The organism is Actinosynnema pretiosum (genome assembly GCF_002354875.1).
Lineage (GTDB): Bacteria > Actinomycetota > Actinomycetes > Mycobacteriales > Pseudonocardiaceae > Actinosynnema > Actinosynnema auranticum.
Genome location: NZ_CP023445.1, coordinates 3,824,568 through 3,847,426 on the forward strand (window position 1 = coordinate 3,824,568; position 22,859 = coordinate 3,847,426).

Annotated in this window: 19 protein-coding genes; 11 read left to right on the forward strand and 8 right to left on the reverse strand. The window is 74.1% G+C overall.

Annotated features, from left to right (window positions below; all coding sequences use genetic code 11):
- Positions 1–66 precede the first annotated feature (66 nt).
- Positions 67–1,239, forward strand: coding sequence for an MFS transporter (locus CNX65_RS16350; RefSeq protein WP_198320482.1), 1,173 nt, complete (start codon positions 67–69; stop codon positions 1,237–1,239).
- On the opposite strand, the gene CNX65_RS16355 is transcribed toward CNX65_RS16350, so the two are convergent.
- From CNX65_RS16355 to CNX65_RS16380, 6 genes are all read right to left on the reverse strand, one after another.
- Positions 1,226–1,543, reverse strand: coding sequence for a hypothetical protein (locus tag CNX65_RS16355; RefSeq protein WP_096494022.1), 318 nt, complete (start codon positions 1,541–1,543; stop codon positions 1,226–1,228). The two genes, CNX65_RS16350 and CNX65_RS16355, sit on opposite strands and share 14 nt — an antisense overlap.
- Positions 1,544–1,689: 146 nt before the next feature.
- Positions 1,690–3,375 (reverse strand): DUF4832 domain-containing protein, encoded by a 1,686-nt coding sequence (locus CNX65_RS16360; protein WP_096494024.1) that lies wholly within the window; start codon positions 3,373–3,375, stop codon positions 1,690–1,692.
- A gap of 1,025 nt (positions 3,376–4,400) precedes the next feature.
- On the reverse strand, positions 4,401–5,495 hold the full coding sequence (locus tag CNX65_RS16365; RefSeq protein WP_096494026.1) for a winged helix DNA-binding domain-containing protein: 1,095 nt from the start codon (positions 5,493–5,495) through the stop codon (positions 4,401–4,403).
- Between the two features lie 319 nt (positions 5,496–5,814).
- Positions 5,815–6,567: an intradiol ring-cleavage dioxygenase gene (locus CNX65_RS16370; RefSeq protein WP_096497819.1), complete on the reverse strand. Its 753-nt coding sequence runs from the start codon at positions 6,565–6,567 to the stop codon at positions 5,815–5,817.
- A gap of 179 nt (positions 6,568–6,746) precedes the next feature.
- On the reverse strand, positions 6,747–8,129 hold the full coding sequence (locus CNX65_RS16375) for a glycoside hydrolase family 43 protein (protein ID WP_096494028.1): 1,383 nt from the start codon (positions 8,127–8,129) through the stop codon (positions 6,747–6,749).
- 7 nt (positions 8,130–8,136) lie between these two features.
- On the reverse strand, positions 8,137–9,510 hold the full coding sequence (locus CNX65_RS16380; RefSeq protein ID WP_096494030.1) for an endo-1,4-beta-xylanase: 1,374 nt from the start codon (positions 9,508–9,510) through the stop codon (positions 8,137–8,139).
- Between the two features lie 329 nt (positions 9,511–9,839).
- Between CNX65_RS16380 and CNX65_RS16385 the strand changes: the two genes are divergently transcribed.
- Positions 9,840–11,165: a glycoside hydrolase family 6 protein gene (locus tag CNX65_RS16385; protein WP_096494032.1), complete on the forward strand. Its 1,326-nt coding sequence runs from the start codon at positions 9,840–9,842 to the stop codon at positions 11,163–11,165.
- Positions 11,166–11,701: 536 nt separating this feature from the next.
- Positions 11,702–13,657, forward strand: a complete 1,956-nt coding sequence (locus tag CNX65_RS16390; RefSeq protein ID WP_096494034.1) for a cellulase family glycosylhydrolase — start codon at positions 11,702–11,704, stop codon at positions 13,655–13,657.
- Between the two features lie 42 nt (positions 13,658–13,699).
- On the opposite strand, the gene CNX65_RS16395 is transcribed toward CNX65_RS16390, so the two are convergent.
- Positions 13,700–14,266, reverse strand: a complete 567-nt coding sequence (locus CNX65_RS16395; RefSeq protein WP_096494036.1) for a TetR/AcrR family transcriptional regulator — start codon at positions 14,264–14,266, stop codon at positions 13,700–13,702.
- A gap of 298 nt (positions 14,267–14,564) precedes the next feature.
- Here CNX65_RS16395 and CNX65_RS16400 point away from each other — a divergent pair, with 298 nt between their 5' ends.
- Positions 14,565–14,954 carry a nuclear transport factor 2 family protein gene (locus tag CNX65_RS16400; RefSeq protein ID WP_096494038.1) on the forward strand — a complete coding sequence of 130 codons (390 nt, stop codon included), beginning with the start codon at positions 14,565–14,567 and terminating at the stop codon, positions 14,952–14,954.
- Between the two features lie 44 nt (positions 14,955–14,998).
- On the opposite strand, the gene CNX65_RS16405 is transcribed toward CNX65_RS16400, so the two are convergent.
- On the reverse strand, positions 14,999–15,196 hold the full coding sequence (locus CNX65_RS16405) for a serine protease inhibitor (protein ID WP_198320484.1): 198 nt from the start codon (positions 15,194–15,196) through the stop codon (positions 14,999–15,001).
- A 152-nt stretch (positions 15,197–15,348) separates the two neighbouring features.
- Here CNX65_RS16405 and CNX65_RS16410 point away from each other — a divergent pair, with 152 nt between their 5' ends.
- The 7 genes from CNX65_RS16410 to CNX65_RS16440 all read left to right on the forward strand — a co-directional run bounded on the left by CNX65_RS16410 (position 15,349) and on the right by CNX65_RS16440 (position 22,859).
- Complete coding sequence (locus CNX65_RS16410; RefSeq protein WP_157767681.1) at positions 15,349–16,524, forward strand: sensor histidine kinase; 1,176 nt, start codon at positions 15,349–15,351, stop codon at positions 16,522–16,524.
- The gene (locus CNX65_RS16415; RefSeq protein ID WP_096494044.1) at positions 16,521–17,147 is read left to right on the forward strand and encodes a response regulator; all 627 of its coding nucleotides are present in this window, start codon (positions 16,521–16,523) and stop codon (positions 17,145–17,147) included. Before CNX65_RS16410 ends, CNX65_RS16415 begins: the two co-directional genes overlap by 4 nt.
- A gap of 289 nt (positions 17,148–17,436) precedes the next feature.
- The gene (locus CNX65_RS16420) at positions 17,437–18,057 is read left to right on the forward strand and encodes a DUF4956 domain-containing protein (protein WP_096494046.1); all 621 of its coding nucleotides are present in this window, start codon (positions 17,437–17,439) and stop codon (positions 18,055–18,057) included.
- The gene (locus CNX65_RS16425) at positions 18,054–18,881 is read left to right on the forward strand and encodes a polyphosphate polymerase domain-containing protein (RefSeq protein ID WP_096494048.1); all 828 of its coding nucleotides are present in this window, start codon (positions 18,054–18,056) and stop codon (positions 18,879–18,881) included. Before CNX65_RS16420 ends, CNX65_RS16425 begins: the two co-directional genes overlap by 4 nt.
- The gene (locus tag CNX65_RS16430; protein WP_096494050.1) at positions 18,872–20,968 is read left to right on the forward strand and encodes a CotH kinase family protein; all 2,097 of its coding nucleotides are present in this window, start codon (positions 18,872–18,874) and stop codon (positions 20,966–20,968) included. Before CNX65_RS16425 ends, CNX65_RS16430 begins: the two co-directional genes overlap by 10 nt.
- 206 nt (positions 20,969–21,174) lie before the next feature.
- On the forward strand, positions 21,175–21,726 hold the full coding sequence (locus CNX65_RS16435; RefSeq protein WP_096494052.1) for a VanZ family protein: 552 nt from the start codon (positions 21,175–21,177) through the stop codon (positions 21,724–21,726).
- Complete coding sequence (locus CNX65_RS16440) at positions 21,723–22,859, forward strand: glycosyltransferase 87 family protein (RefSeq protein ID WP_096494054.1); 1,137 nt, start codon at positions 21,723–21,725, stop codon at positions 22,857–22,859. Before CNX65_RS16435 ends, CNX65_RS16440 begins: the two co-directional genes overlap by 4 nt.

Consider the following 22,859-nt stretch of genomic DNA (forward strand, 5'->3'; position numbering starts at 1 on the left):
GTTACGGAACGCCATCGCGGGCGTTGCCGAAAACCCCTCGCCGACCTCGGGAGGACCGCGTTGGCAGTGGGAAAGGCCGACAGCGCGGTGGGCGGGTGGCTGCCCGCCCTGCTCATCGTCGCGCTCACCGGCACGATCATCGAGATCGACATGTCCGTGCCCAGCTTCCCGGACATCGCCCGCGAACTGGGCGTGGGCGGCCCGGCCGTGCAGCTCACCGTCACCCTCAACTTCCTCGGCTACTGCCTGGGCGCGCTGTGCCACGGCCCGCTCTCCGACCGGTTCGGCCGCCGCCCGGTGCTGCTCGGCGGCTCCGCCGTCATGCTGGTCGGGGCGCTGGGCTGCGCGCTCGCGCCGACGATCGGGCTGCTGCTGGCCGCCCGGTTCGTCCAGGGCATCGGGGCCAGCGCCGCCGCGGTGCTGGTGTTCGTGATCATCGGCGACCGCTACCGGGGCCCGGCGGCGTTGCGGATGTACGGCTTGGTGAACGCGGCCATGTCCGCGCTGATGACCTGCGCGCCGCTCCTGGGCGGGGCGATCAACCGGGTGGCCGGGTGGCGCGGCAACTACCTCGCCGTGTGCGCCACCACCGCGCTGTCCCTGCTGCTGGTGTTCCTGTTCCTGCCCGAGACGCGCACCCGCGCGCGCACCGCGATCACCGCCCGGTCGGTGCTCGCCGACTACCGGAGGCTGCTCGGGAGCCGCGCCTACCTGGCCGCGTCGCTGACGCCCAGCCTGCTGTTCGCCGCCTACCTGGTGTTCATCGCGGCCAGCCCGTTCCTCTACACCGCCGCGTTCGGCCTCGGCGTCACCGGGTTCGCGCTGCACCTGCTCGTCGTGGTCGCCTCGTTCGCGGTCCCCAGCGCGTTCGCCACCGGGATCATCCCGCTGCTCGGCGGCCCGGCGGGGGCGGTGCGGTGGGGCCTGGGGGCGGTCGTGGTCGGCGTGCTGGGGTTCCTGCTGCTCGGCGACGGCCCGGTCGCCGTGACCGGCTCGGTCGCGCTGTTCTGCGTCGGCTTCGCCGTGTGCTACCCGGTGGTGTTCGACCGGTCCATGTCGGTGTTCCCCGAGCTGGCGGGCGCGGCGTCCTCGGCGACCATGGGCCTGCGGGCGCTCCTGGTGACCCTGCTGACCGCCCTCGCTGGCGCCCTGTCCACGGGCGGGCCGCTCGCCCCCGCCGCGGTGATGGCGGGGGCTGTGGCCGCGGTGGTGCTGCTGAGCGCGCTCAGCCCCCGCTGACCCCGGCGTCCCGCGCCGCCGCCAGCTCCACCACCCGCCGGGCCAGCCCGACCAGCGCGGTGGCCTGCGCGGACCAGGGCGGGGTGGCCTCGGTCAGGGTCCGCGCCCGTGCCACGAGGGCGAGCAGCGCCTCGCGGAGCTGCTCGTCCTCGTGCTCGTGGGAGGCGCTGCCCGCTTTGCGGCGCAGGCGGTAGGCGGCCTGCTTGCAGGCGGTGGAGCAGAAGCGCCAGCGGGCCGTGGCGCCTGCGGGACGGGGCGCGCCGCAGCCCGCGCGGGCGCACAGGACCGCACTTGCGGTAACCATGTGATTACTCTCCGGATTCGAGTGTGGGCGGGGCTCTAGCGCTGGGCTGAGTCCCGGTTCACTGGATCCGGCTGGCGGACATGGGGCGCACCCTAGCGGCCCGCGCGCTCCGCGCACGAGCGATTACCCGCGCCCCGCGGCCTGCCTTACGACACCGTGATGGTCTGCTTCAGGTCGTTCAGCCCCGTCCTCGCGTCCCACAGGCCGGTGTTCGCCGTCTGGATCGAGTACTCCGGGCGGCCCGGCAGGGCGGGGTCGGCCAGTTCCAGCAGGAGCGCGTACTGCCCCGTCGCGAGCGACGGCGGGATCTGGGCGTCCTGCGCGATGGCGCGGGCGCCCGGCAGCCAGGTCCGGGGGTCCGCGGTGAGCGGGAGGCGGGTCAGGGCGCCGGTGGTGGTGTTGCGCAGCACCAGGTTCACGGTGCGCTGGTTCACCGCCGCGGCGTAGCCGTCGTTGGTCAGGTTCACCCGCACGGGCAGCGCGGCGCCCCTGGTGGTCGTCGTGGGGAACACCGAGTCGCGCAGGGTGAAGCGGTAGCCGAGCTTGGCCGTGACCTCCGCCAGGCAGCCCTGCGCCGACCACGCGCGCAGCACGTCCTGCTGGTAGTCGGTGTTCAGGTACGTCCAGTGGAAGCGGGACAGCTCGGCGGTCGCGGTCGGGCAGTCGGTGCGGGGCGGGTTCACCGCGCAGGTCTCGCCGCCCATCGGCAGCGTCCGCGTCTCCGCCTCCAGGTACGGGTATTCGGTCGCCGGGTCCTCGTAGGTGCCGAAGTCCGTGTCGCTGGCCAGGAAGCAGTCGTTGTGGTGGCCGATCCTGGTGCTGCCGCCCCCGTACAGGGCGCGCTTGAACTTCGGCGTGCGCAGCTGCACCGCCCGGTCCGCCGGGAGCGCGGTCAGGAGCTTGTCCACCACCGCCTTGCGGTTGGCCTGGTCGGTCGCGGAGACGACGCCCGCGTTGCCGAAGTTCTTGGTGTAGTACCACTCGCCCCACGCGCCGACGAACCCGGCCTGCACCACGGCGGTCACGTCCGCGTTCGCGCGCAGCAGCGGCGCGAGCTGGTCGATGTGCGCCAGGACCCGCTCCTTCGGCGCGTCCTCGCCGGACTCCGACGCGGTGTAGGCGAAGCGCAGCACCAGCTTCACGCCCGCGACCCGCGCGGCGTCGAACTGGCGCTGCAGGCGGTCGAGGGCGGTCTGGGCGATCGGGGACGAGCGGTGCTCGGCCAGGTAGAACACGCACATCGCGAGGGTGATGCCCTGCTCGGTGCGGTACCGGCGCAGCGCGTCGGCGGACAGGTCGGCCTTGTCGCAGTCGCCGGTGTGGTGGTAAAGACCGCGTTCCGGGTTGGGGACGTTCGCGCTCGACGGCTGGTAGGCGACCGAGCCGCCCGCGCCCGCGGTGTAGGTGTGGGTGACCTTCGCCGAGGTCTCCACCGGGGCCTCGACCTGGAACACCACGTCGACGTCGTTCGGGCTCGCCTGCTCGCCGAGGTCGGCCCGCTCGACGGTCCACCGCGCGACGCCCGAGGCGGAGGTGAACGGCACGGTCCGCACCTGCGTCCACGCCCAGCCGCCGCCGCTGTGGCGGTAGAGGGAACCGTTCTCCAGCAGGTGGTCCGCCCCGATCCCGCCCTGCGCGTAGCCGGTGGCCGCGCTGCGGTCGGTGTCGACGTAGACGCGCGAGAACGCGGGCGTCCCGGTGCGGCCGACCTCGAAGGTGACGGTGGTGGCGGTGCTGGTCACGGTGGGGCTGGTGATGGCGGCGCTCGCGGGGGCCGCGAGGACGCCGGTGGCGGCGAGGGCCACCACCAGACCCGGCACGATCTTGGGCACGCGTGTTCTCCTCGGTTGGCAGGGGAGACCATTGAAGCGCGATCGGGCGCGGGAATCCACAGTGGACCAGGGGTTGACGCAGGTCGGCCGGGGTGTCAGGGGACCCCTCAGGCGGGGGTGCGCGGAGGGCCCCGCGCGCCGCGCTCGTGCGGGCCCTGGCGGCGGGGGCGTCAGCCGCGCTGGTGGTTTATCGGCGAGACTGATAGGCCCTGGTGCAGTCCGCTGGCCATTCGTCGTGCGGAGAGGCCCGGTGGTCGCTGGCGCGTGTGCCTCGGGCGGAATCGGGCCTAGCGTCTGGAATCAGAGTCAGGTGGACGACGCGCAACGGGCGGCCCCGGTGGGCCGCCCGTTGGCGAATCCGGAACCGCGTCACCGGTCCCGACACGTCCCGCCTGACGCGGACCCCCACGAGGGGAGTCCTCTCGGCGGGGTGGCCGTGCTGCGCACAGACGTCTCGGCCGCCCCGCTGGTCAACCCGTCGGAAAGGGCGTGATGTGAGGACGATAGGACGCGGTGGTCGGCGAACACCATCCCGGAGGGGCATATGCGCGCCGACCAGCCGCCGTGACGCGCCGGGCGGAGGGCCGCTGCTTCGCCTGGGCCGATCGGTTCTGACTAGCTGGGCCGTAGTTCTGCGGCTGCTCGTCGTGCTGGGGGCGCTGGTGGTGCTGGTCCTGCTCGCGGTGTCGGCGCTGCCCGCCAACTCGACCGTGGAGATCGGGCCGCTGCGCATCGCCCGCACCCAGCTCGGCTGACCGGTGACCGGGGGCGCCCGCCGAGCGGTGCGGCGCCCCCCGGCCCCCTGCCGGGCCCTGGCGGTGTCCGGTGATTCGTTGTCGCGGCCAGAGCGTGATGGCGGCGGTGGTGAGTTCGGCCTGGTGGCAGGCGGCGCGTGTGGCGTAGCGGGGTGGCCGGGCCGCGGAACTGCTCGAGCCGGTTGAAGCAGCGCTCGACGCTGGAGTCGGCACCGACGGCCCACTCCCCACGGCCCGTGCCGCTCCGGCAGGTCCCGCCACGGGGCGCCGCTAGCCCGCCGCGAGCGCGTCGTGACCGCCCGCGCGGGCGACGTGCTCGATCTCGGCCCGCAGGGCCTCGGGGTCCGGGTGGGGGTGGCCGGGGAACGGGGTGACGGTGACGGTGTCGTGCGTGATCGACCAGGTGCCGGTGATGCGGCCGTCCACCACGACCACCGGGGAGATCCAGCCCGCCGCCCGGCTGACCAGGGGGCGGTGCTCGGGGGCGAGCAGGGCCCGGTCGGCGGTGCCCGGTCCCAGGACGTGCTGGTCGAACGGGCCCAGCAGGCGGACCGACGTGGTGGGCTCCGCGGTCGCGAGGGCGTCCGCGTGCTCGGCGAGGAGGTGGGTGGTGCGGCCTTCGACGTCGACGGTCACCAGGCGGTCGCCCAGGTCCGCGAACCACTTGCGCAGCACCGGTTTGCGCAGGGCGCCGCGCAGCAGCCAGGCGTCGAACGCCTCCGGGGTCGCCGGGCCGTACGCGCTCAGGTAGGCGGTGATCACGCGGGGTGCGGCGTCGTCCGGGTCGGGGAGCGCCCGCCACGGCGGGGTGGTGAACGCGACGCGGGCGCCGTCCGGGGGCGCGTGGCGCAGGACCCCTTGCCAGGACAGGGTTTTCAGCAGGGCGCCCCAGGAGGAGCGGAGCTGGTCGGCCAGGGCGGTGAGGCGCGGGTCGGCGGCGAGCGCGGTCGCGAGCTCCTCGCGGGACAGGGGTTCTCCGCCGGCGAGCAGCGCGCCGACCGCCTCGGCCAGGGCGGCGACCTGGGCGGGGGTCGCGCCGAACGCCTTCTGCCAGGACGGGCGCTCCCAGGTGCGCGCCGAGGCGAGCAGGGAGAGCACGTCGGGGGCGGTGCCGGGGCGCAGCAGGTGCAGGGTGCCGCGCGCGGCCCAGGTCCTCACCAGCGCGCCGGACGCCAGGTCGCGCGCCACCCCGCCCGCGGCGCCGGTGCGCGTCGCGACGGCGAACTCGGCCGCCGACGCCACCTGCGCCTGCACCCCGCACAACCGCTCCACGACCTCCCCGGCGGTCACGGCGGCACGCGGGTCGAGGAACTGCCTGCCCAGCCGCCACGACCGCACCTGGTCCCAGGTCACCGACGCGCTCATGGGCGGAGCATAGGGGCACGGGCACAGCGGTCGGCGGCGGACCGGGACGGGAGGGCGGCCTGCCGGTGACCGAGTTCTTGTCGATCCGCGCTGTCGACATCCGTTGCTCGAACTGCCGCAGGGCTCTTCGACCGCTGTGGCGGGCGGGTGTCTGATCGGTGAGCGGTGCTGGACCGAGCACCGGTCGGGCGAATCGCCGGCGCATGATGTGTGCAGGTGAGCGGCTCGCGGGGGCGTGGAGTTCCGACGCGCCCCCGCGAGCCGTTGTGCGCGAAGGCGGTTGCCCGCCCTCCGCCCGTCCGGCTGGTCGCCCGCCCGGCTAGTCGGGCGCCCCCACCCCCGTGTCCGACAGGTCCAGCCCGATCGCGAAGTTCGCCGCGTACCCGGCGCTCGTCGAACCGGTCGGCTTCAGCAGGAGTTGGCTGCCGCCCTGGGCGTAGATGCCGTCTCGGGCGTTCGTGGTGTCGGGGGAGCCCTTGCTGCTGTACGGGGGCTGCTTCAGGTAGTTCGCCTTGAACGCCTCCTCCAGGTACAGCTGCGAGGTGAACTCGTACGCCCCTCCGCTCGCGCCCGTCGTCCGGATCTTGAAGTGGTGGTGGACCGTCCTGCCCCGGTACCAGCCGGGCAGGATCGTCACGAACCTCGCCAGGCCCGTGCTGTCGCTCACCTGGTGGCCGCGCAGGAACTTCCGGCCGCTCGTCCCCTCCGACGGGATGTCGGAGTACAGGCCGAGCGCGTCGCACTGCCACAGGTCCACGACCGCGCCGGGGAGGGGGCGGCACGTCGCGGACTGGATCTGGAGCACGGTGAAGGAGAGGGTGAGCGGGATGCCGGGGGAGAGCGCTCCGGTGGACGGGTCCGACCGGATGTCGGAGCGGTTGAGCCTCTCGTCCACGAAGTACGGGCCCTCGGTCTGGTCCGGGCGGGCCACGCAGTCCACCTCGGGGGTCACCTCGCCGGGGGCGGCGGGGGCGGCGCCTGCCAGGGTCAGGGCCGCGCCCGCCGCGCCCAGGAGGGTCAACGCCTGGCGCCTGCCCAGCAGGGTTCCGATCGGTTCGTCGTCGTCGTGCACGTCCACCTCGCTGTGGGATCGGGGGTGTCAGGTCCGGAACCGCCGAAGGTAGGGAGCGAGGCTGGGCGTTCGATGGGCGTTCGATATGAGGAACTTGTGTGAACAGCGGTGGAGGTCGGCGGAAGCCGTGCGGCGGCCCCCGTGCGGCGCAGGTGAGCCTGCGCCGCACGGGGGAGCGGTCACGCGGTGAACCGCCACCAGTCGACGTTGAACAGGTAGCCGCTCCCGCCCGACGCGCGCAAGTACAGGTCACGCGTCCCCGACAACCCGCTCACGGGGCAGGACACCGTGGTCCAGGTCTGCCAGCCGCCCGTGCCGGGCGCGGTGCAGCGGCCGACCACCGGGCCGGTCGGGCTGTCCGTGCGCAGCTCCAGCGCGCCGCCCGACGTCGCGGACGCGACGCGCGCGGTGAACGTCCGCGCGCCCGCGCCGAACGCCAGCGAGCGGACCTTGACGTGGTCGCCGTTCTCCAGGTGGCTCAGGTTCATGCCGCCCTCGCTGGACACCTCGGTCTCCACCCCGCTGCCCCACGCGATCGTCTCGCCCTCCTGCCGCGCGTACGGGTTCAGCGTGTCGGCGGGCGGCGGCCCCGACGTGGACATGCCCAGCCTGGGGATCGTGCCGTCCGCGTTGTAGGTGAACCTCTCCACCGCGACCGACCTGGTGTAACCGCCGCCGCCCGGCAGGGCGCCGTTGTGGTAGAACAGGTACGAGCCGCCCTTGTAGTCGATCACCCCCGCGTGGTTGGTGAAGCTGCTGCCCTGCGTCGGCATCACCACGCCCCGGTACGTCCACGGCCCGGTGGGCGTCGGCGCGGTCGAGTGGGCGAGGAACTCCGAGCAGCACTGCGCGGCGAACACGTTGTAGTACAGGCCGCCCCGCTTGTAGACCCACGGCCCCTCTTCGTAGAGGGTGGGCCGCTGGGCGTTCCCGGTGCGCGCGCCGTACCCGGCGGTGGTCAGCGGGATCTGCGCGGGGGCGCTCGCCAGCGAGACCATGTCCGGGTTCAGGCGCGCGTGCCACAGGTTCGGGTTGCCCCAGTACAGGTGCGCCTGGCCGTCGTCGTCGATGAGCACCGACGGGTCGATCTCGCCGTTCTCCGCCAGCGGGCGGCCGATCGCGTCGCGGAACGGGCCGGTCGGGCTGTCGGAGACCCCGACGCCGATGGCCATGCGGCCGGTCGCCCGGTTGACCACCGGCACGTACCAGTAGAACTTCCCGTTCCGCTCCACCGCCTGCCCTGCCCAGGCGTCCTTGCTGGCCCACGCGAAGGTGCCCACGCTCATCGGCGAGCCGTGGTCGGTCCAGTTCACCATGTCGGTGGTGGACCAGACCCGCCACTCCTTCATGGTGAAGTAGGTCGAGCCGTCCTCGTCGTGGCCGGTGTACAGGTACAGCCGTCCGTTGTGGACCATCGGCGCCGGATCGGCGGTGTAGATGTGCTGCACCACCGGGTTGTCCGCCCTGGCGGGGCCGGCCGTCACCGCGCTGAACGCGGTGACGGCCAGCGCCAGGACCACCAGCGCGACCAGGCCGCTGCGGGGGTGGGTCGTGGCGCGCACGGCCGCCTCAGCTCGCCGCGCAGGCCGGGGAGAGACCGGCGGCGCTCCCGGTGCCCTGGAAGCCGAACTCGGTCGACTGGCCCGCCGCGACGGCCCCGTTGTAGTCGACGTTGGTCCAGTCCACCGTGCCGGACGTGCCGCTGCCGTTCGCGCTCCACGAGCCGGTCACCGACGTGCCCGAGGGCAATGCGGTGGTGACCTTCCAGCCGCTGAGCGCGCTCGACCCGGCGGTCACCTTGACCGTGGCGACGAAACCGCCCTCCCACGAGTTCACCGACACCGACGCCGTGCAGCCGCCCGGCTGCGGCGGGTTCGTCGTGGTGGGCGGGGTGGTCGGGGGAGTGGTGGTCGGCGGGGTCTCGCCCGGCACGGTCGTGCCGCCCGCGTTCAGCGCGTTCAGCACCGAGGTGTAGGCGGCCTTCTTGTTGCCGCTGCCGTCGAACAGCAGCGGGTTCTCGCCGCCGCGCCACGAGTCGGTGTCGCGGATGCCCCACACGGTGATGCCGGTGCAGCGCGGCACGGCCAGGCACGCGCGGGTCACCGCGCCGAAGGCGTTGGCCTGGTTGGAGCCCGCGATGTCCAGCTCGGTGATCTGCACGTCCACGCCCAGGTCCGCGAAGCGCTTGATGTTGGCCTGGTAGTCCGACGGCGCGTTGTTCGTCAGGTGCGACTGGAGGCCCACGCAGTCGATCGGCACGCCGCGCGACTTGAAGTCCCGCACCATGTTGTAGATCCCGGTGGACTTCGCGTTGATCCCGTCGGTGTTGTAGTCGTTGTAGCAGAGCTTCGCGGCGGGGTCGGCCGCGCGGGCGGCGCGGAACGCGGCCTCGATCCAGTCGTTGCCGGTGCGCTGGAGGTTCGAGTCGCGCCTGCCCCCGGAGCCGCCGTCGGCGAACGCCTCGTTCACCACGTCCCAGGAGTGGATCTTGCCCCGGTAGTGGGTGGCGACCTGGGTGACGTGGTTGAGCGCGGCCTGCCGCAGCGCGGACCCGCTCAGGCTCTGCGCCCAGCCCGGCTGCTGCTGGTGCCACAGCAGGGCGTGCCCGCGCACCCGCTTTCCGCTGCTGAGCGCCTGGTTGAGGATCCGGTCACCGGCGGTGTAGTTGAACTGGCCCCGGTTGGGCTCGGTGGCGTCCCACTTCATCTCGTTCTCGGCGGTGACCGAGTTGAACTCGCGGTTCAGGATGTTCGCGTAGGTCGAGTCGCTCAGCCTGCCCGCCGCGACGGCCGCGCCGAAGTACCGGCCGGTCTGGGCGGCTGCGGCGCCCAGGGTCGTGGCCGCGCTGGCGGGGGTGCTCACGAGCAGGGTGGCTCCGAGCGCGGCGGCCAGCGCCACCGCGCCGAACCCGGCTCGGGACACTGACCTCGATGTCAGCTCCATCTTCCACACCTTCCGAGGACCACCCGGCGCGCCGTGGTGGTGGGGGACGGGAACGGGGCGGCGAGCAGGAGTCTGGCATTTGATGTGCGCGTTCACAAGAAGGCTTTTGCGCTGCGCCTGCCGCAGTGGGCCGAACGAGGTAAAAATTTCGGGGAGCGCTCCCAACCTGCACGTCAAGCCGGTGAGGCGATGACCTGGCATTTGGTTGGAGAAATGATCGAGCTAAAGATAGCGCTAACAACTTTAGCTTTCCCCCGAGCGCGTTGACGCCCCTCGTCCCCGCCTGGTTGGGTCCGACTCGGGCGAGACGCACCGCGAGAGGGAGCTCAATGGCGAGTATCGGCAAAGCAGCAGCGTGCGCGTTCTCCGCCGCGCTCGTGGCGGGCGCGGCCGTCCTGGTGACCGGGGGCGGGCAGACCGCCACCGCCGCGGACTCGGCGTTCTACACCGACCCCGGCAGCTCCAGCGCGAGGTGGGTGGCGGCCAACCCGAACGACTCGCGCGCGGCGGTCATCCGCGACCGGGTCGCCTCGGTGCCGCAGGCGAAGTGGTTCACCACCACCAACACCTCGACCGTCCGCTCGGAGGTCAGCGCCTTCGTGGGCGCGGCGGCCTCGGCCGGGAAGATCCCGATCATGGTCGTCTACAACATCCCCAACCGGGACTGCGGCGGCGCCAGCGGCGGCGGCGCGCCGTCCCACCAGGCGTACCGGGCGTGGGTGGACGAGGTCGCGGCCGGGCTCGGCGGGCGACCGGCGTCGATCATCCTCGAACCCGACGTGCTGCCGATCATGTCCAACTGCCAGAGCGCGGACCAGCAGAACCAGACCAAGGCGTCGATGTCCTACGCCGGCCGCAAGCTCAAGTCCGGCTCCGGGCAGGCGAAGGTCTACTTCGACATCGGCAACTCCGACTGGCTCGCGCCCGCCGAGGCCGCGAACCGGCTGCGCGGGGCCGACGTGTCCGGCAGCTCCGACGGCATCGCCAGCAACGTCTCCAACTACCGCACCACCCCGGCCGAGGTCTCCTACACCAAGGCGATCCTGAACGCGCTGGGCGACGGCAGGCTCAAGGCCGTCATCGACACCAGCCGCAACGGCAACGGGCCGCTCGGCAGCGAGTGGTGCGACCCGCCCGGCCGCGCCATCGGCACGCCCAGCACGAAGAACACCGGCGACTCGCAGATCGACGCCTTCCTGTGGGTCAAGATCGTCGGCGAGGCGGACGGGTGCATCGCGAGCGCGGGGCAGTTCGTGCCGCAGCGCGCCTACGACCTGGCGGTGGCGGCGGGGCCCGTGCCCACGACGACGTCGCCCACCACCACGACGCCGGGGGGCAACCCCGGCGGCGGCTGCGCGGTGACGCACCGCGTGGTCAGCCAGTGGAACGGCGGGTTCACCGGAGAGGTCGTCGTGGAGAACAGGGGGTCCGCGATCTCCTCGTGGACCCTGGAGTTCTCCGCGCCCGGTGTGACCGTCACGCAGGGGTGGAACGGGACGTGGACCGACACCGGTGACGGGGTCCGGGTCGTGAACACCGCCTGGAACGGAGCGCTCGCGTCCGGCGGACGGGTGACCGTCGGGTACAACGCGAACTACGGTGGCGGCACACCGCCGTTCTCGTCGCCGACGCTGAACGGGACCGCCTGCTCGTGACTCCGCCCCACCCCCGCGACCGGCGTCCCGCCCCTGGCTCGTCCCAGGGGCGGGACGCCGCCGCGCCTCCCGGCGAGCAGGGGCCGCCGGGAGCGCCCGGCGGGTCGGCGGAGGCGTGCGGCGACGCGCTCCGCCGACCCGCCCGCCGGGCCGCCTGGCCCGTCTGCCGGGTCGCTTGCCGGACCGCCTGCTGGGCTGCCCGCCGATCCACCTGACCCGCCCGTCGGGCCGCTCGTTGCCCAGGTCGCCCGTCGGGCTGGCCGTTGCCGGGGTCGCCTGTCGGGCTGGCCGTTGCCGGGCCGCCCACCGGGTTGGCCGTTGCCGGGCCGCCCACCGGGTTGGCCGTTGCCGGGCCGCCTGTCGGGCTGGCCGTTGCCGGGCCGCCCGTCGGGCTGTCCGCCGCCCGACCCGCCCTGTCGGTCGACCCGCGCCGGGCCCCGAAGCTCGTCCGTGACTGCGGTCTTCTCCGCGCGCCCCCGATCAGTCATTCTGGGAGCGCTCCCAGAACCTTCCCCGCGTCACCCGAACCCCGGAGGATGACAGTGCTGTCACCGACCCACGGGCGCGGACGGCGGTGGCTGGCCGCGCTCGCGGCCGTCCCGCTGGTCGCCGCCACCCTCGCGGCCTCCGCGCTCGCCCCTCCCGCCGCCTCCGCCGCACCGCCCGCCAAGGACTGGCTGCACGTCCAGGGCAACCGGATCGTCGACGCGGCGGGCAACCGCGTCCAGCTCACCGGAGCCAACTGGTTCGGCTTCAACGCCACCGAGCGCGTCTTCCACGGCCTGTGGTCGGCCAACATCACCGAGATCACCAAGGCGATGGCCGATCGCGGCGTCAACCTCGTGCGCGTGCCCGTCTCCACCCAGCTGCTGCAGGAGTGGAAGGAGGGCAGGACCGTCGCCAAGCCGAACATCAACGACTACGCCAACCCCGAGCTCGCGGGGATGGACAACCTCCAGATCTTCGACTTCTGGCTCCGGCTGTGCGAGCGGTTCGGCCTGAAGGTCCTGCTGGACGTGCACAGCGCCGAGGCCGACAACTCCGGCCACGTGCACCCCGTCTGGTACAAGGGCTCGGTCACCCCGGAGGTGTTCTACTCCACCTGGGAGTGGGTCACCGCGCGCTACAAGGACAACGACACGATCATCGCCGTCGACGTCAAGAACGAGCCCCACGGCGGCCCCGGCGACTCGCCGCGCGCCAAGTGGGACGGCTCGACCGACGTCGACAACTGGAAGCACACCTGCGAGACCGCGGGCCGCCGCATCCTCGCGATCAACCCCGAGCTGCTGGTGCTGTGCGAGGGCAACGAGGTCTACCCGCGCCCCGGCAAGGGCTGGGACGCGCCCGACACCAACCCCGACCGCACGCCCAACTACTTCCACACCTGGTGGGGCGGCAACCTGCGCGGCGTCGCCGAGCACCCGGTGAACCTGGGCGCGAACCAGGACCAGCTCGTCTACTCCCCGCACGACTACGGCCCCCTGGTGTTCAACCAGCCGTGGTTCGACAAGCCGTTCACCAAGGAGTCGCTGATCACCGACGTGTGGCGGCCCAACTGGCTGTACCTGCACGAGCAGGGCGCCGCGCCGCTGCTGATCGGCGAGTGGGGCGGGCGGCTCGGCGAGGACGAGCGGCAGGACCGGTGGATGGCCGCGCTGCGCGACCTGATCGTCGAGGAGGGGCTGCACCAGACGTTCTGGGCGCTCAACCCGAACTCCGGCGACACCGGCGGGCTGCTGCTCGACGACTGGAAGACCTGGGACGCGGCCAAGTACGCGCTGCTCAAGCCCGCGCTGTGGCAGCACGGCGGCAAGTTCGTGAGCCTGGACCACCAGGTCCCGCTCGGCGGCGAGGGCTCCGCCACCGGCATCAGCCTCGGCCAGCGCTACGGCGACGGCGGCGGCCCCGGCGACACCACGGCCCCGACCGCGCCGACCGGGCTGGCGGTGGGCACGACCACCGCCTCGTCGGTCGCGCTGAGCTGGCAGGCCGCGACCGACGACGTCGGCGTCACCGGGTACGACGTGTACCGGGGCGGCGCGAAGGTCGGCACGAGCGCCACGACCTCCTACGTGGACACCGGGCTCAGCGGCGCCACCACCTACAGCTACTCGGTGCGGGCCAGGGACGCGGCGGGCAACACCTCGGCGGCCTCGGCCTCCCGCAGCGCGACGACCCTGCCGGGCGGCGGGGGCGGGGACGCCGGGTGCGCGGCGGTGCTGCGGGTGGTGAACAGCTGGCAGGGCGGCTACCAGGGCGAGGTCACCGTGACCAACTCCGGGACGGCGGCCACGCGGGGCTGGAAGGTCGCGCTGACGACCGCGTCCGGCACCACGATCTCCAGCGTGTGGAACGGGACCTACGCCTCGGGGGCGGTGACGAACGCCGCGCACAACGGCGCGCTGGCCCCGGCGGCGAGCGCCGCGTTCGGCCTGACCGGCTCCGGGCAGGCGTCCGGCGTCACGATCACCGGCTGCACGACCTCCTGACGCGATCCGGTGCGGCCGGGGGGAACCCCCGGCCGCACCGGGCTACCGCGTCCCGTCCAGCAGCTCGTGCGCGAGGGCGCGGGCGTACTCCTCGGTGGTCCCGGCGATCGAGAACACCACGCGGAAGTGCAGCGGGGCCACGACCCGGTCCAGCACCCGCTCCAGCGACGGGGCCGCCTCGCCGCGCGCGCCCGCCGCGTCCAGCACCGCCTGGAAGCGGGCCGTGGCCCGGCGCAGGCACTCGCGCAGCGCGGCGTGCCGCTCGTCCACGTCCGGGGCGACCTCCGCGCGGAAGAACGCGATCCCTCCGGGGCGCGCCAGGTCGGACAGGGTCCACGCGGCCTGCTCCGCGAGGTCGGCGCGCAGGTCCCCGACGAGGTCGGGCGCGCTGTCGGCGGCCCGCTCGGCGACGTCGGCCAGGAGCGCGCCCAGTCCGCCCCACCGCCGGTAGAGCGTGCTCGCGCTGACCCCGGCCCGCTCGGCGACGGCGGGGATGGTCACCCGGTCCGCGCCGCGCTCGGCGACCAGCTCCACGGCGGCCCGGTGCACCACCGCCCGCACGCGCGCGCTGCGCCCGCCGGGGCGTCGCGCGCGGGTGCTCTCGTCCACCCCGCCACGCTAACGCACCGGGGCGTGAGGGCAGGGCGGTGAGCGCGGGCTTGTGAGCGCAGGGCTGTGAAGCGCGGGCTTGTGAGCACCGGGCGGCGAGCGCAGGGCCGTGAAGCCAGGGCCATGGGCCCTGGCCCGTGAAGCGCGGGCCTGTGAGCGCAGATCCGTGGGCCCTGGCCCGTGAAGCGCGGGCCTGTGAGCCCAGGTCCGTGGTGACCAAGGGCCGTGAGCCCTGGGCCCGCGCGGGAGTAGCCTCGACTTAAGGCAATGATCACTGCGTTAAGCGAGGGGATCGCCCATGACCACCACCCCGACCGCCCGCGCCCTGGGAGAGCGGTTCCACGCCGCCCTGGTCGCCGGGGAGTGGGCCGCGCTCCGCGCGCTCCTGCACCCCGACGCCACCTGGACCCTGCCCGGCGACAACGCCGTGTCCGGGGTCGTCGTCGGGGCCGACGCGATCCTGGAGCGGGTGCGGCTCATCGCCGGGCACGGCGTGTCCTTCGAGCTGCTGCACGTCCTGGTCGGCCGGGAGGACGTGGCCCTGTCGCTGCACAACACCGCGCGCCGCGACGACGCCGTGCTCGACGAGCACCTGTCGGTGGTGTGCCGCCTGCGGGACGGGCGGATCGCGCGGATCGAGACCTACCTGTCCGACGTGCCCGGCATGGACGCCTTCTTCGGCGGGTGACCGGCGCTCGGCCGACCGGGGGCTCTCGGCCGGCCAGGGGGCGCTCAGCCGATCCTGGGGACCTCGGCCACCCGGCCGTCGGCGGTCACGAACACGCGCACCCGGTCCTCCCGGTAGTCCATGGTCACGAACGAGCCCTCCGGCACCACCACGACCTCGCGGCCGGGGTGCTCGGCCCTGATCGCGGCGACCACCTGGTCCGCCGACGCGCCCACCAGCTCCGGCCACTCGCTCCTGCTCACCGCGCCACCCCTCTCCGAGAACACCGACGATCACGGGAGCACCCAGTCTGCTGCACGCCGGGGCCGCGCGCAGCGGGCATCGACCGATCGGCCGACCCCGTCCGGCCGCCGGGCCGACGTGCGCGCGGGGCGCGTGCGCGAGGATCGTCCGCGTGCCGGGAGTCGTGAAGTGGTGGCCGCTCGTCGTGGTGTCGGGGGCGCTGGCCGCCCAGGCGTGGGCCGGGTGGCCGCTGGGCCTGCGGGGCGCGCTCGTGCTGTGCCTCCTCACCGCGGTGTGCGCCGCGGCGCTCCTCGCGCCGCGGCGGCCCGCGCCCGCCGCGGCGGTGGCTGTGGGCTCCTCGTTCGCGGTCACCGGGATCTTCGCCGGGTTCACCCGCGCCCTCCTGCTGCCCGGCGCGGGGGTGGGCGGCGTGGACGGGTTCGAGTGGCTGCTCGGGCCGCTCACCCTCCCGGAGACGGTCGCGTTCGCCGTGCTGCTCGCCTCGGTGGTCCGGGTCGCGCGACCGCGCGTCGCGGCTGGGTGCGTCGCGGCCGTGGCGCTGCTGCTCGCGCACGCGCTCGGGGTGCGCGGGGTCCGGTCGGTGCTCGAACGCCTGCCGGACGGCTCGGTGCGCCCCTTCGCGGGCGGGTGGGCGGTGACCGGGCTGCTGCTGGCGCTGGCCGTGCTCGTCGGGCTCCTGCTGCGCTCGCACGACCGGGAGCGCGCCGTCGCGCTGGATCGGGTGCGGGTGGAGGAGCGGCTCGACATCGCGCGCGAGCTGCACGACGTGGTGGCGCACCACGTGACCGGGATGCTGGTGCAGGCGCAGGCCGCGCTCGTGGTGGGGGAGCGGGACCCGGACGCCGCGCGCCGCGCGCTGCCCGCCATCGTGGACGGCGGGACGGACGCGGTCGGCGCGATGCGCAGGCTCGTGGGGGCGTTGCGCGGCAAGGAGGACGCGGCGACCGCCGACCTCGAGGCCGACCTGCGGGCGCTGGTGGGGCGGGCGCGCGAGTCCGGGCTGCCGGTGCGGGTGGCGGTCGAGCTGCCCGCGCCCGTGCCGCCCGAGCTGGGGCGGTCGGTGCTGCGCCTGGTGCAGGAGGGGCTGACCAACGTGCGCAAGCACGCCCGCGACCCCGGCGAGGTGGTGGTGGAGGTGGTGCGCGAGCCGACGGTCGTCACGGTGTCCGTCGTGGACTGCGGCGAGCCCGCGTCCTTCGGCAGGGGCGGGTTCGGGATCGAGGGGATGCGCGAGCGGGTGGAGCTGCTGGGCGGGCGGTTCCACGCCGGGCCGACGCCCACCGGGTGGGTCGTGTCCGCCGAGCTGCCCCTGGTGGTGCGGGCGTGATCAGCGTGCTGGTCGCGGACGACCACGAGATGGTGCGCGCCGGGTTCCGGATGATCCTGGACGCGCAGGACGACATCACCGTCGTGGCCGACGTCGCGGACGGGGAGGCGGCGGTGCGGCGGGCGCGCGAGCTGCGGCCGGACGTGTGCCTGGTGGACATCAGGATGCCGGAGCTGGACGGGCTGCGGGTGACCGAGCTGCTGGCTCCGCAGGCGAAGGTGGTCGTGGTGACCACGTTCGACACCGACGAGAACCTGCACCGGGCGCTGGAGAACGGGGCGAGCGGGTTCCTCACCAAGGACGCCGGGCCCGCGCTGCTGGTGGAGTCGGTGCGGGCCGCCGCGCGCGGGGACGTGCTGATCTCGCCGGACGTGACGCTGCGGGTGCTGCGCAGCTGGACCAGGCCCTCGGCCTCGGCGGACGTCGGGCTGCTCACGCCGCGCGAGCGGGACGTGGTGCGGGAGGTGGCGCGCGGGCTGGGCAACCGGGAGATCGGGGACGCGCTGCACCTGTCGCTGTCCACGGTCAAGACGCACCTGGCGGCGGCGCAGGGCAAGACCGGGGCGCGGAACCGGGTGGAGCTGGCGGCGTGGGCGTTCCGGGCCCGGCTGGTCGAGCCCTAGGGGGTGCGCCGACCTCGGCGTCAACCGCCAAATGCGCTCGAAACTTTCGGTAGTTTTAGCATGATCGTCGAGTGATTCGTGTTTCGGCGCACCATGCTCCTGTCGGCCTAGGCTCTCTCCGTCAGCGCGATGTGCTGCTCCTTTTGATACGCGGCAGCCGTTTCTCGTTCATTGACGGGACACCTCGGCGCGCCCTATCGTTTCCGCCAGGTGTCGAAAGTTTCCATGAACAATCGAAACTTTAGCGACCACTTGTGGACCCGGCAGCGGCTCAGGAGGAGCGCACGAGATGCCACGACTGATCCTGTTCACGATCGACCTCTGCGCGGTGGCGCTGCTCGTCTTCGGGCTGTACTTCCCGCGCTACCGCCGCCGCGACCTGGTCGTCGCCTACCTGGGCGTCAACATCGGCGTGCTCGCCGTGGCCAGCGCCCTCAGCTCCAGCGACGTCGGCGCGGGCCTGGGCCTGGGCATGGCGCTGTTCGGCGTGCTGTCCATCATCCGCCTGCGCTCCACCGAGCTGGACCAGCACGAGGTCGCCTACTACTTCTGCGCGCTGGCGCTGGGCATCCTCGGCGCGCTCGGCACCACCTCGGCCTGGCTCAACGGCGGGCTGATGGCGCTCGTCGTCGCCGTCATGTTCCTCGCCGACCACCGGCGGCTCTTCCGCGGCTACCGGCACCAGGTGCTCGTGCTGGACTCGGCGTTCACCGACCGCGCCGCGCTCGTCTCCCACCTGGAGCGGCTGCTGCGCGCGCGGGTGCACACCGTGTTCGTGCAGCGGCTCGACCTGGTCAACGAGACCACGGTCGTGGACGTGCGCTACGCGGTGACCGAGCCCGAGCCCGCTGACGGGGCCGCTTCCGGGGCCGCCGCCGGTCTCGCCGCCGGGGCGGGGGTCCGCCGGTGACCGCCCCGTCCCCGGCGGACGCGCTCGCCCGGCTCGCCCCGGTCGGGCTCGCCGAGCTGGTCGACCGCGCGGCGCTCCAGACCAGGGTCGACCGCAAGTACCTCGTCCCCTCGGCGGCGCTGCCGCACCTGCTGGAGCGGTTCGCCGCCGACGCCAGGGTCCTCGACGTCGACGGCGCGCGCTCGTTCCGCTACCAGTCGGTGTACTTCGACACGCCGGGGCTGCTCAGCTACCACCGCGCGGCGCACCGCAGGCGCAGGCGGTTCAAGGTCCGCACCCGCACCTACCTGGACTCCGCGCAGTGCTGGCTGGAGGTCAAGGTCAGCGGCGCGCGCGGCAGCACCACCAAGCACCGCCTGCCGTACCGCCCCGGCGACCGCGGGGCCGTGCGCCCCGGCCGGGACTTCGTCGACGAGGCGCTGGCCCGCGAGTCGTTCGACCTGCGCGAGGGCTCCGCGCTCGACCCGGTCCTGGTCACCGACTACCACCGCGCCACCCTGCTGCTGCCCGGCGGGGCCAGCCGCGTCACCATCGACACCGGGCTGCGCTGGCGCGCCGCCGGGCGCGAGCTGCGGCTTCCGGGGCTCGCCGTGGTCGAGACGAAGACCGCCTCGGCCGCGACCGCCGTCGACCGCGCGCTGTGGCAGGAGGGCACCCGCCCGGCGCGGATCTCCAAGTACGCCACCGGGTTGGCCGCGCTGCGCGTGGACCTGCCCGCCGCGCCGTGGCGCAGGACCCTGCGCCGCCACTTCCACGGCGCGACCACCGACCGCGCCGCGCTCACCGATCACGCCGACGTCGAACAGGAGGCATCGTGCGCGTGACACCCCGTGGCAGCGCCGCCACGGCCACCTTCCGCACCACCACCGCGCTCGTGCTGCTCGCCGCACTCGCGCTCCCGCACCCCGCCACCGCCGCGCCGCTCGCCGCGGCAGGCGCGCCCGCAGCCGCCGCTGCCGCGCCACCCGCTGAGGCAGGCGCGCCCGCAGCCGCCGCCGCGCCCGAGTCCACCTCACCCCCGGCCGCGCCCGCGCCCGCCACCCCCGCCCCCGCCACCCCCTCGGCCGCAGCCGAGGACCTGACCGGCGACGTGGTGTTCTCCACCCCCAGCGGCACCTTCCAGGGCCAGGTCTCGGTGTCGCTGTCCACCCCGGTCGCGGGCGCGCAGCTGCGCTACACCACCGACGGGACCCTCCCCACCGCGCAGTCCCCGCTGTACCAGGGAACCCCGCTGCGCCTCACCCGCACCACCCAGCTCCGCGCCCGCCCGTTCACCGGCACAACCCCTTCCGGGGCAACGGGAACCGCCATGTACGCCGCCCGCGACACGGCCACCGCGCACGACCTGCCGGTGATCCTGATCGACTCCTACGGCGCGGGCAAACCGGGCCGGGAGTACTTCGACGCCACCACCATGGTCTTCCAGCCCGGCGCGGGCGGCACGACCTCGCTCGCCTCGGCCCCCGCCGTCGCCACCCGCGCCGGGTTCAAGCTGCGCGGCCAGTCCTCGGCCTCGTTCGACAAGTCCCCGTACCGCCTGGAGTTCCGGGACAACGCGGACGACGACGCCGACCTCCCGGTGCTCGGGATGCCCGCCGACTCGGACTGGGTGCTGCGCGGCCCGTTCCCGGACAAGTCGCTGATCCGCGAGGCGCTGGTCCACGACCTCGGCCGGGAGCTGGGGCTGGAGGCGCCGCGCCACGCGTTCGCCGAGTTGTACGTCAACACCGACGCCGGACCGGTGGGGGCGAGCGACTACCAGGGCGTGTACCTGCTCGTGGAGACCATCAAGAACAGCAAGAACCGGCTGGACCTCAAGAAGCTCAAGGAGGAGGACACCACCCTGCCCGAGATCCAGGGCGGGTACGTCTGGAAGTTCGAGTGGATGGCCGCCGAGGAGCCCACGCTGCCCTGCGCCGGGCCGTCGTGCTGGAACTACCTGGAGCTGGTCGACCCCTCGCCGCTCAACACCGCGCAGCGGGACTGGTTGCGCGGGCACCTGCAGGAGTTCAACGCCGTCCTGCGCGCCCCGAACTCCGCCGATCCGGTCACCGGGTACCGGGCCTACATCGACGTGCCCTCGTTCGTCGACCACCTGATCGTCAACGAGGTCAGCCGGAACATGGACGCCTACGTCCGCAGCTCCTACTTCCACAAGGACCGCGACGGCAAGATCGTCGCCGGGCCGCTGTGGGACTTCGACCTGACCTTCGGCGTGGGCGGCTACTTCCAGAACGACCAGGTCGCGGGCTGGCAGCACCAGCAGACCCGCCAGCCCGTGCCCAACGACTGGTTCCCGCAGCTGCTGCGCGACCCGGCGTTCGTGGCGCAGGTCAAGGCCCGCTGGCAGGAGCTGCGCCGGGGCCCGCTGTCGGACTCCGCGCTGCAGGGCCGGATCGACGCCCTGGCGCGCCCGCTCGCGAACGGCGCGGCGCGCAACTTCCAGCGGTGGCCCAACCTGACCGCGCCCACCGTCGGCTTCTTCGTCACGCCGACCGCGCCCACCTGGCAGGGCCAGGTCCAGCACGTGCGGGACTGGTTGCTGCGGCGGGTCGCCTGGCTGGACTCCTCGGCCGGGTGGGGCGGTGGGACGGACAACCCGCCGGGCGGGGCCGGGTGCACCGCGACCTACACCGTTACCAACCAGTGGCAGGGCGGGTTCCAGGCCGAGGTCAGGGTGACCGCGGGCAGCGCGCCGATCAGCTCGTGGGCGGTGACCTGGACGGCGGGCGCGGGCGAGACGATCACCCAGTCCTGGAACGCGGCCGTGACCAGCCAGGGCGGCTCGGTCACCGCGAGGAACGCCGCGCACAACGGCGCGGTGGCGGCCGGGGGCAGCACCACCTTCGGGTTCCTCGGGACCACGCCCGGCACGCCGGGGAAACCGGTGCTCGGCTGCGCGAGCGGCTGACGCCCCGCGCCCGGCGGCGGGCGCGGCAGCGGTTCCCCCTCCCGGCCCCGGCGGTGCTCGCACCGCCGGGGCCCCGCCGCGTCCGGGGGCCGCCCCTCGGTCGATCGGCCGAGGCGGGATCGGCCCCGCGGCGCCGTTTCCCGGCCCCGCGACCGATCCGGCGCGACCCCCTCCGACGTGATGATCGTCCACATCGGAGGAGAGGGGTGGGCGACGTGATGGGGTCGCTGGGAGGTCTGGTCGAGGGCGCGCTGTACCTGCTGCGCACGCCGTCGATGCTGGCCGGGGTCGTCGTGGGTCCGGTGCTGCTCGGGGCCGCCGGGTGGTGGGCCGCCCGCCGGTGGGGGTGGCGGCGGGTGCCGGGCGTGCTCGCCGGGCTCGGGGTCGGTCTCGTGCTCGGGGTGACGCTGTCCCGGCAGGTGCCCGAGTGGGCTTCGATCTACCGGGGGAGCGAGCTGGCGGAGTTCTGCCAGGTCAACGGGGTCTCGTTCGACCTGGGCAACGAGATGCTGAACGTGCTGCTGTTCGCGCCCGCCGCGTTCTTCGCGGTGCTGGCCACCGGCGCGGCCTGGCCGGTGCTCGGGGCGGCGATCGGGCTCAGCGCGGTGATCGAGCTGGTGCAGCCGCTCACCGAGCGCGGCATCTGCGAGACCCAGGACCTGCTGAACAACTCCCTCGGCGCGGCGATCGCGGTCGGGCTCGGGGCGTTGGCGCTGGCGGGGGAGCGGGCCGCGCGGCGGTCCCGCGCGTCGGTGTGAGCGCGCCGGACGCCTTGGCCCGCAAGGGGATCACCGCCGGGCGGGTGTGGGCGGGGTGCGCGACGGCCGCGGTCGTCGTCTTCCTCTGGCGCGGGGTGAGCGCCTCGCTGCTGGACCTGCGGGTCTACCTGACCGGCGGGCGGGTCTGGCTGGCGGGCGGCGAGCTGTACGGGGCCTCGTTCCCCGGCCCGAACGGGCTGCCGTTCACCTACCCGCCGTTCGCCGCCGCGCTGTTCGCGCCGCTGGAGCTGCTGCCGTGGCCGCTGGTCGTGGGGCTGTGGACCGCCGCCGGGGTGCTGCTGCTGGGGTGGGTGTGCGTGCTCGCGGCCGGGGAGCGGGAGGGCGGGCTGTGGCTCGCGTCCGCGTGCCTGCTGCTGGAACCGGTGCGCGGGACCCTGGAGCTGGGGCAGGTCAACCTGCTGCTGCTCGCCCTCGTGGCGGCGGACTGCCTGCTGCCGCGCCCGCCGTGGCCGCGCGGGCTGCTGATCGGGATCGCCGCGTCGGTCAAGCTCACGCCCGCGATCTTCGTGCTGTTCCTGCTCTCCCGCAGGGACTTCCGGGCCGCGGTGACGGCGGGGGCGGCCTTCGCCGGGTGCGCGGTGCTGGGGTGGTTCCTCGCGCCGCGCGACTCGGTGGTGTTCTGGACCTCCGCCGTCGTCGACCCGGACCGCGTCGGCGGGCTGCCCTACGCGGGCAACCAGTCGGTCAAGGGCGTGCTGGTGCGCCTCGGGCTCGACGGGCCGCTGTGGTTCGCGGCGTGCGCGGTGGTGCTGGCGCTGCTGGTCGTCGTGCTGCGAGGGGTGCGCGACGACCTCACCGCCGTGGTGGCCACGGCCGCCGCCGGGGTGCTGGTGTCGCCGGTGTCCTGGTCGCACCACTGGGTGTGGGCCGCGCCCGCGCTGCTCCTGCTGCGCGGGCGGGCCCGTGTCGCGGTCGGGGCGGTGCTGCTGGTGGGACCGCACTGGTTGCTGCCCAGGACCGGGGACGTCGAGCTGGACTGGGCGTGGTGGCAGCACCTCGTGGGCGACGCCTACGCGGTGCTGGGACTGGCTTTCCTGGTGGTGCTGGCGTGGCGGGAGCTGCGGCGCGCGGCCCACGCGCCGGTCGGGGCGGCCGTCCCGACCGGCGGGTGA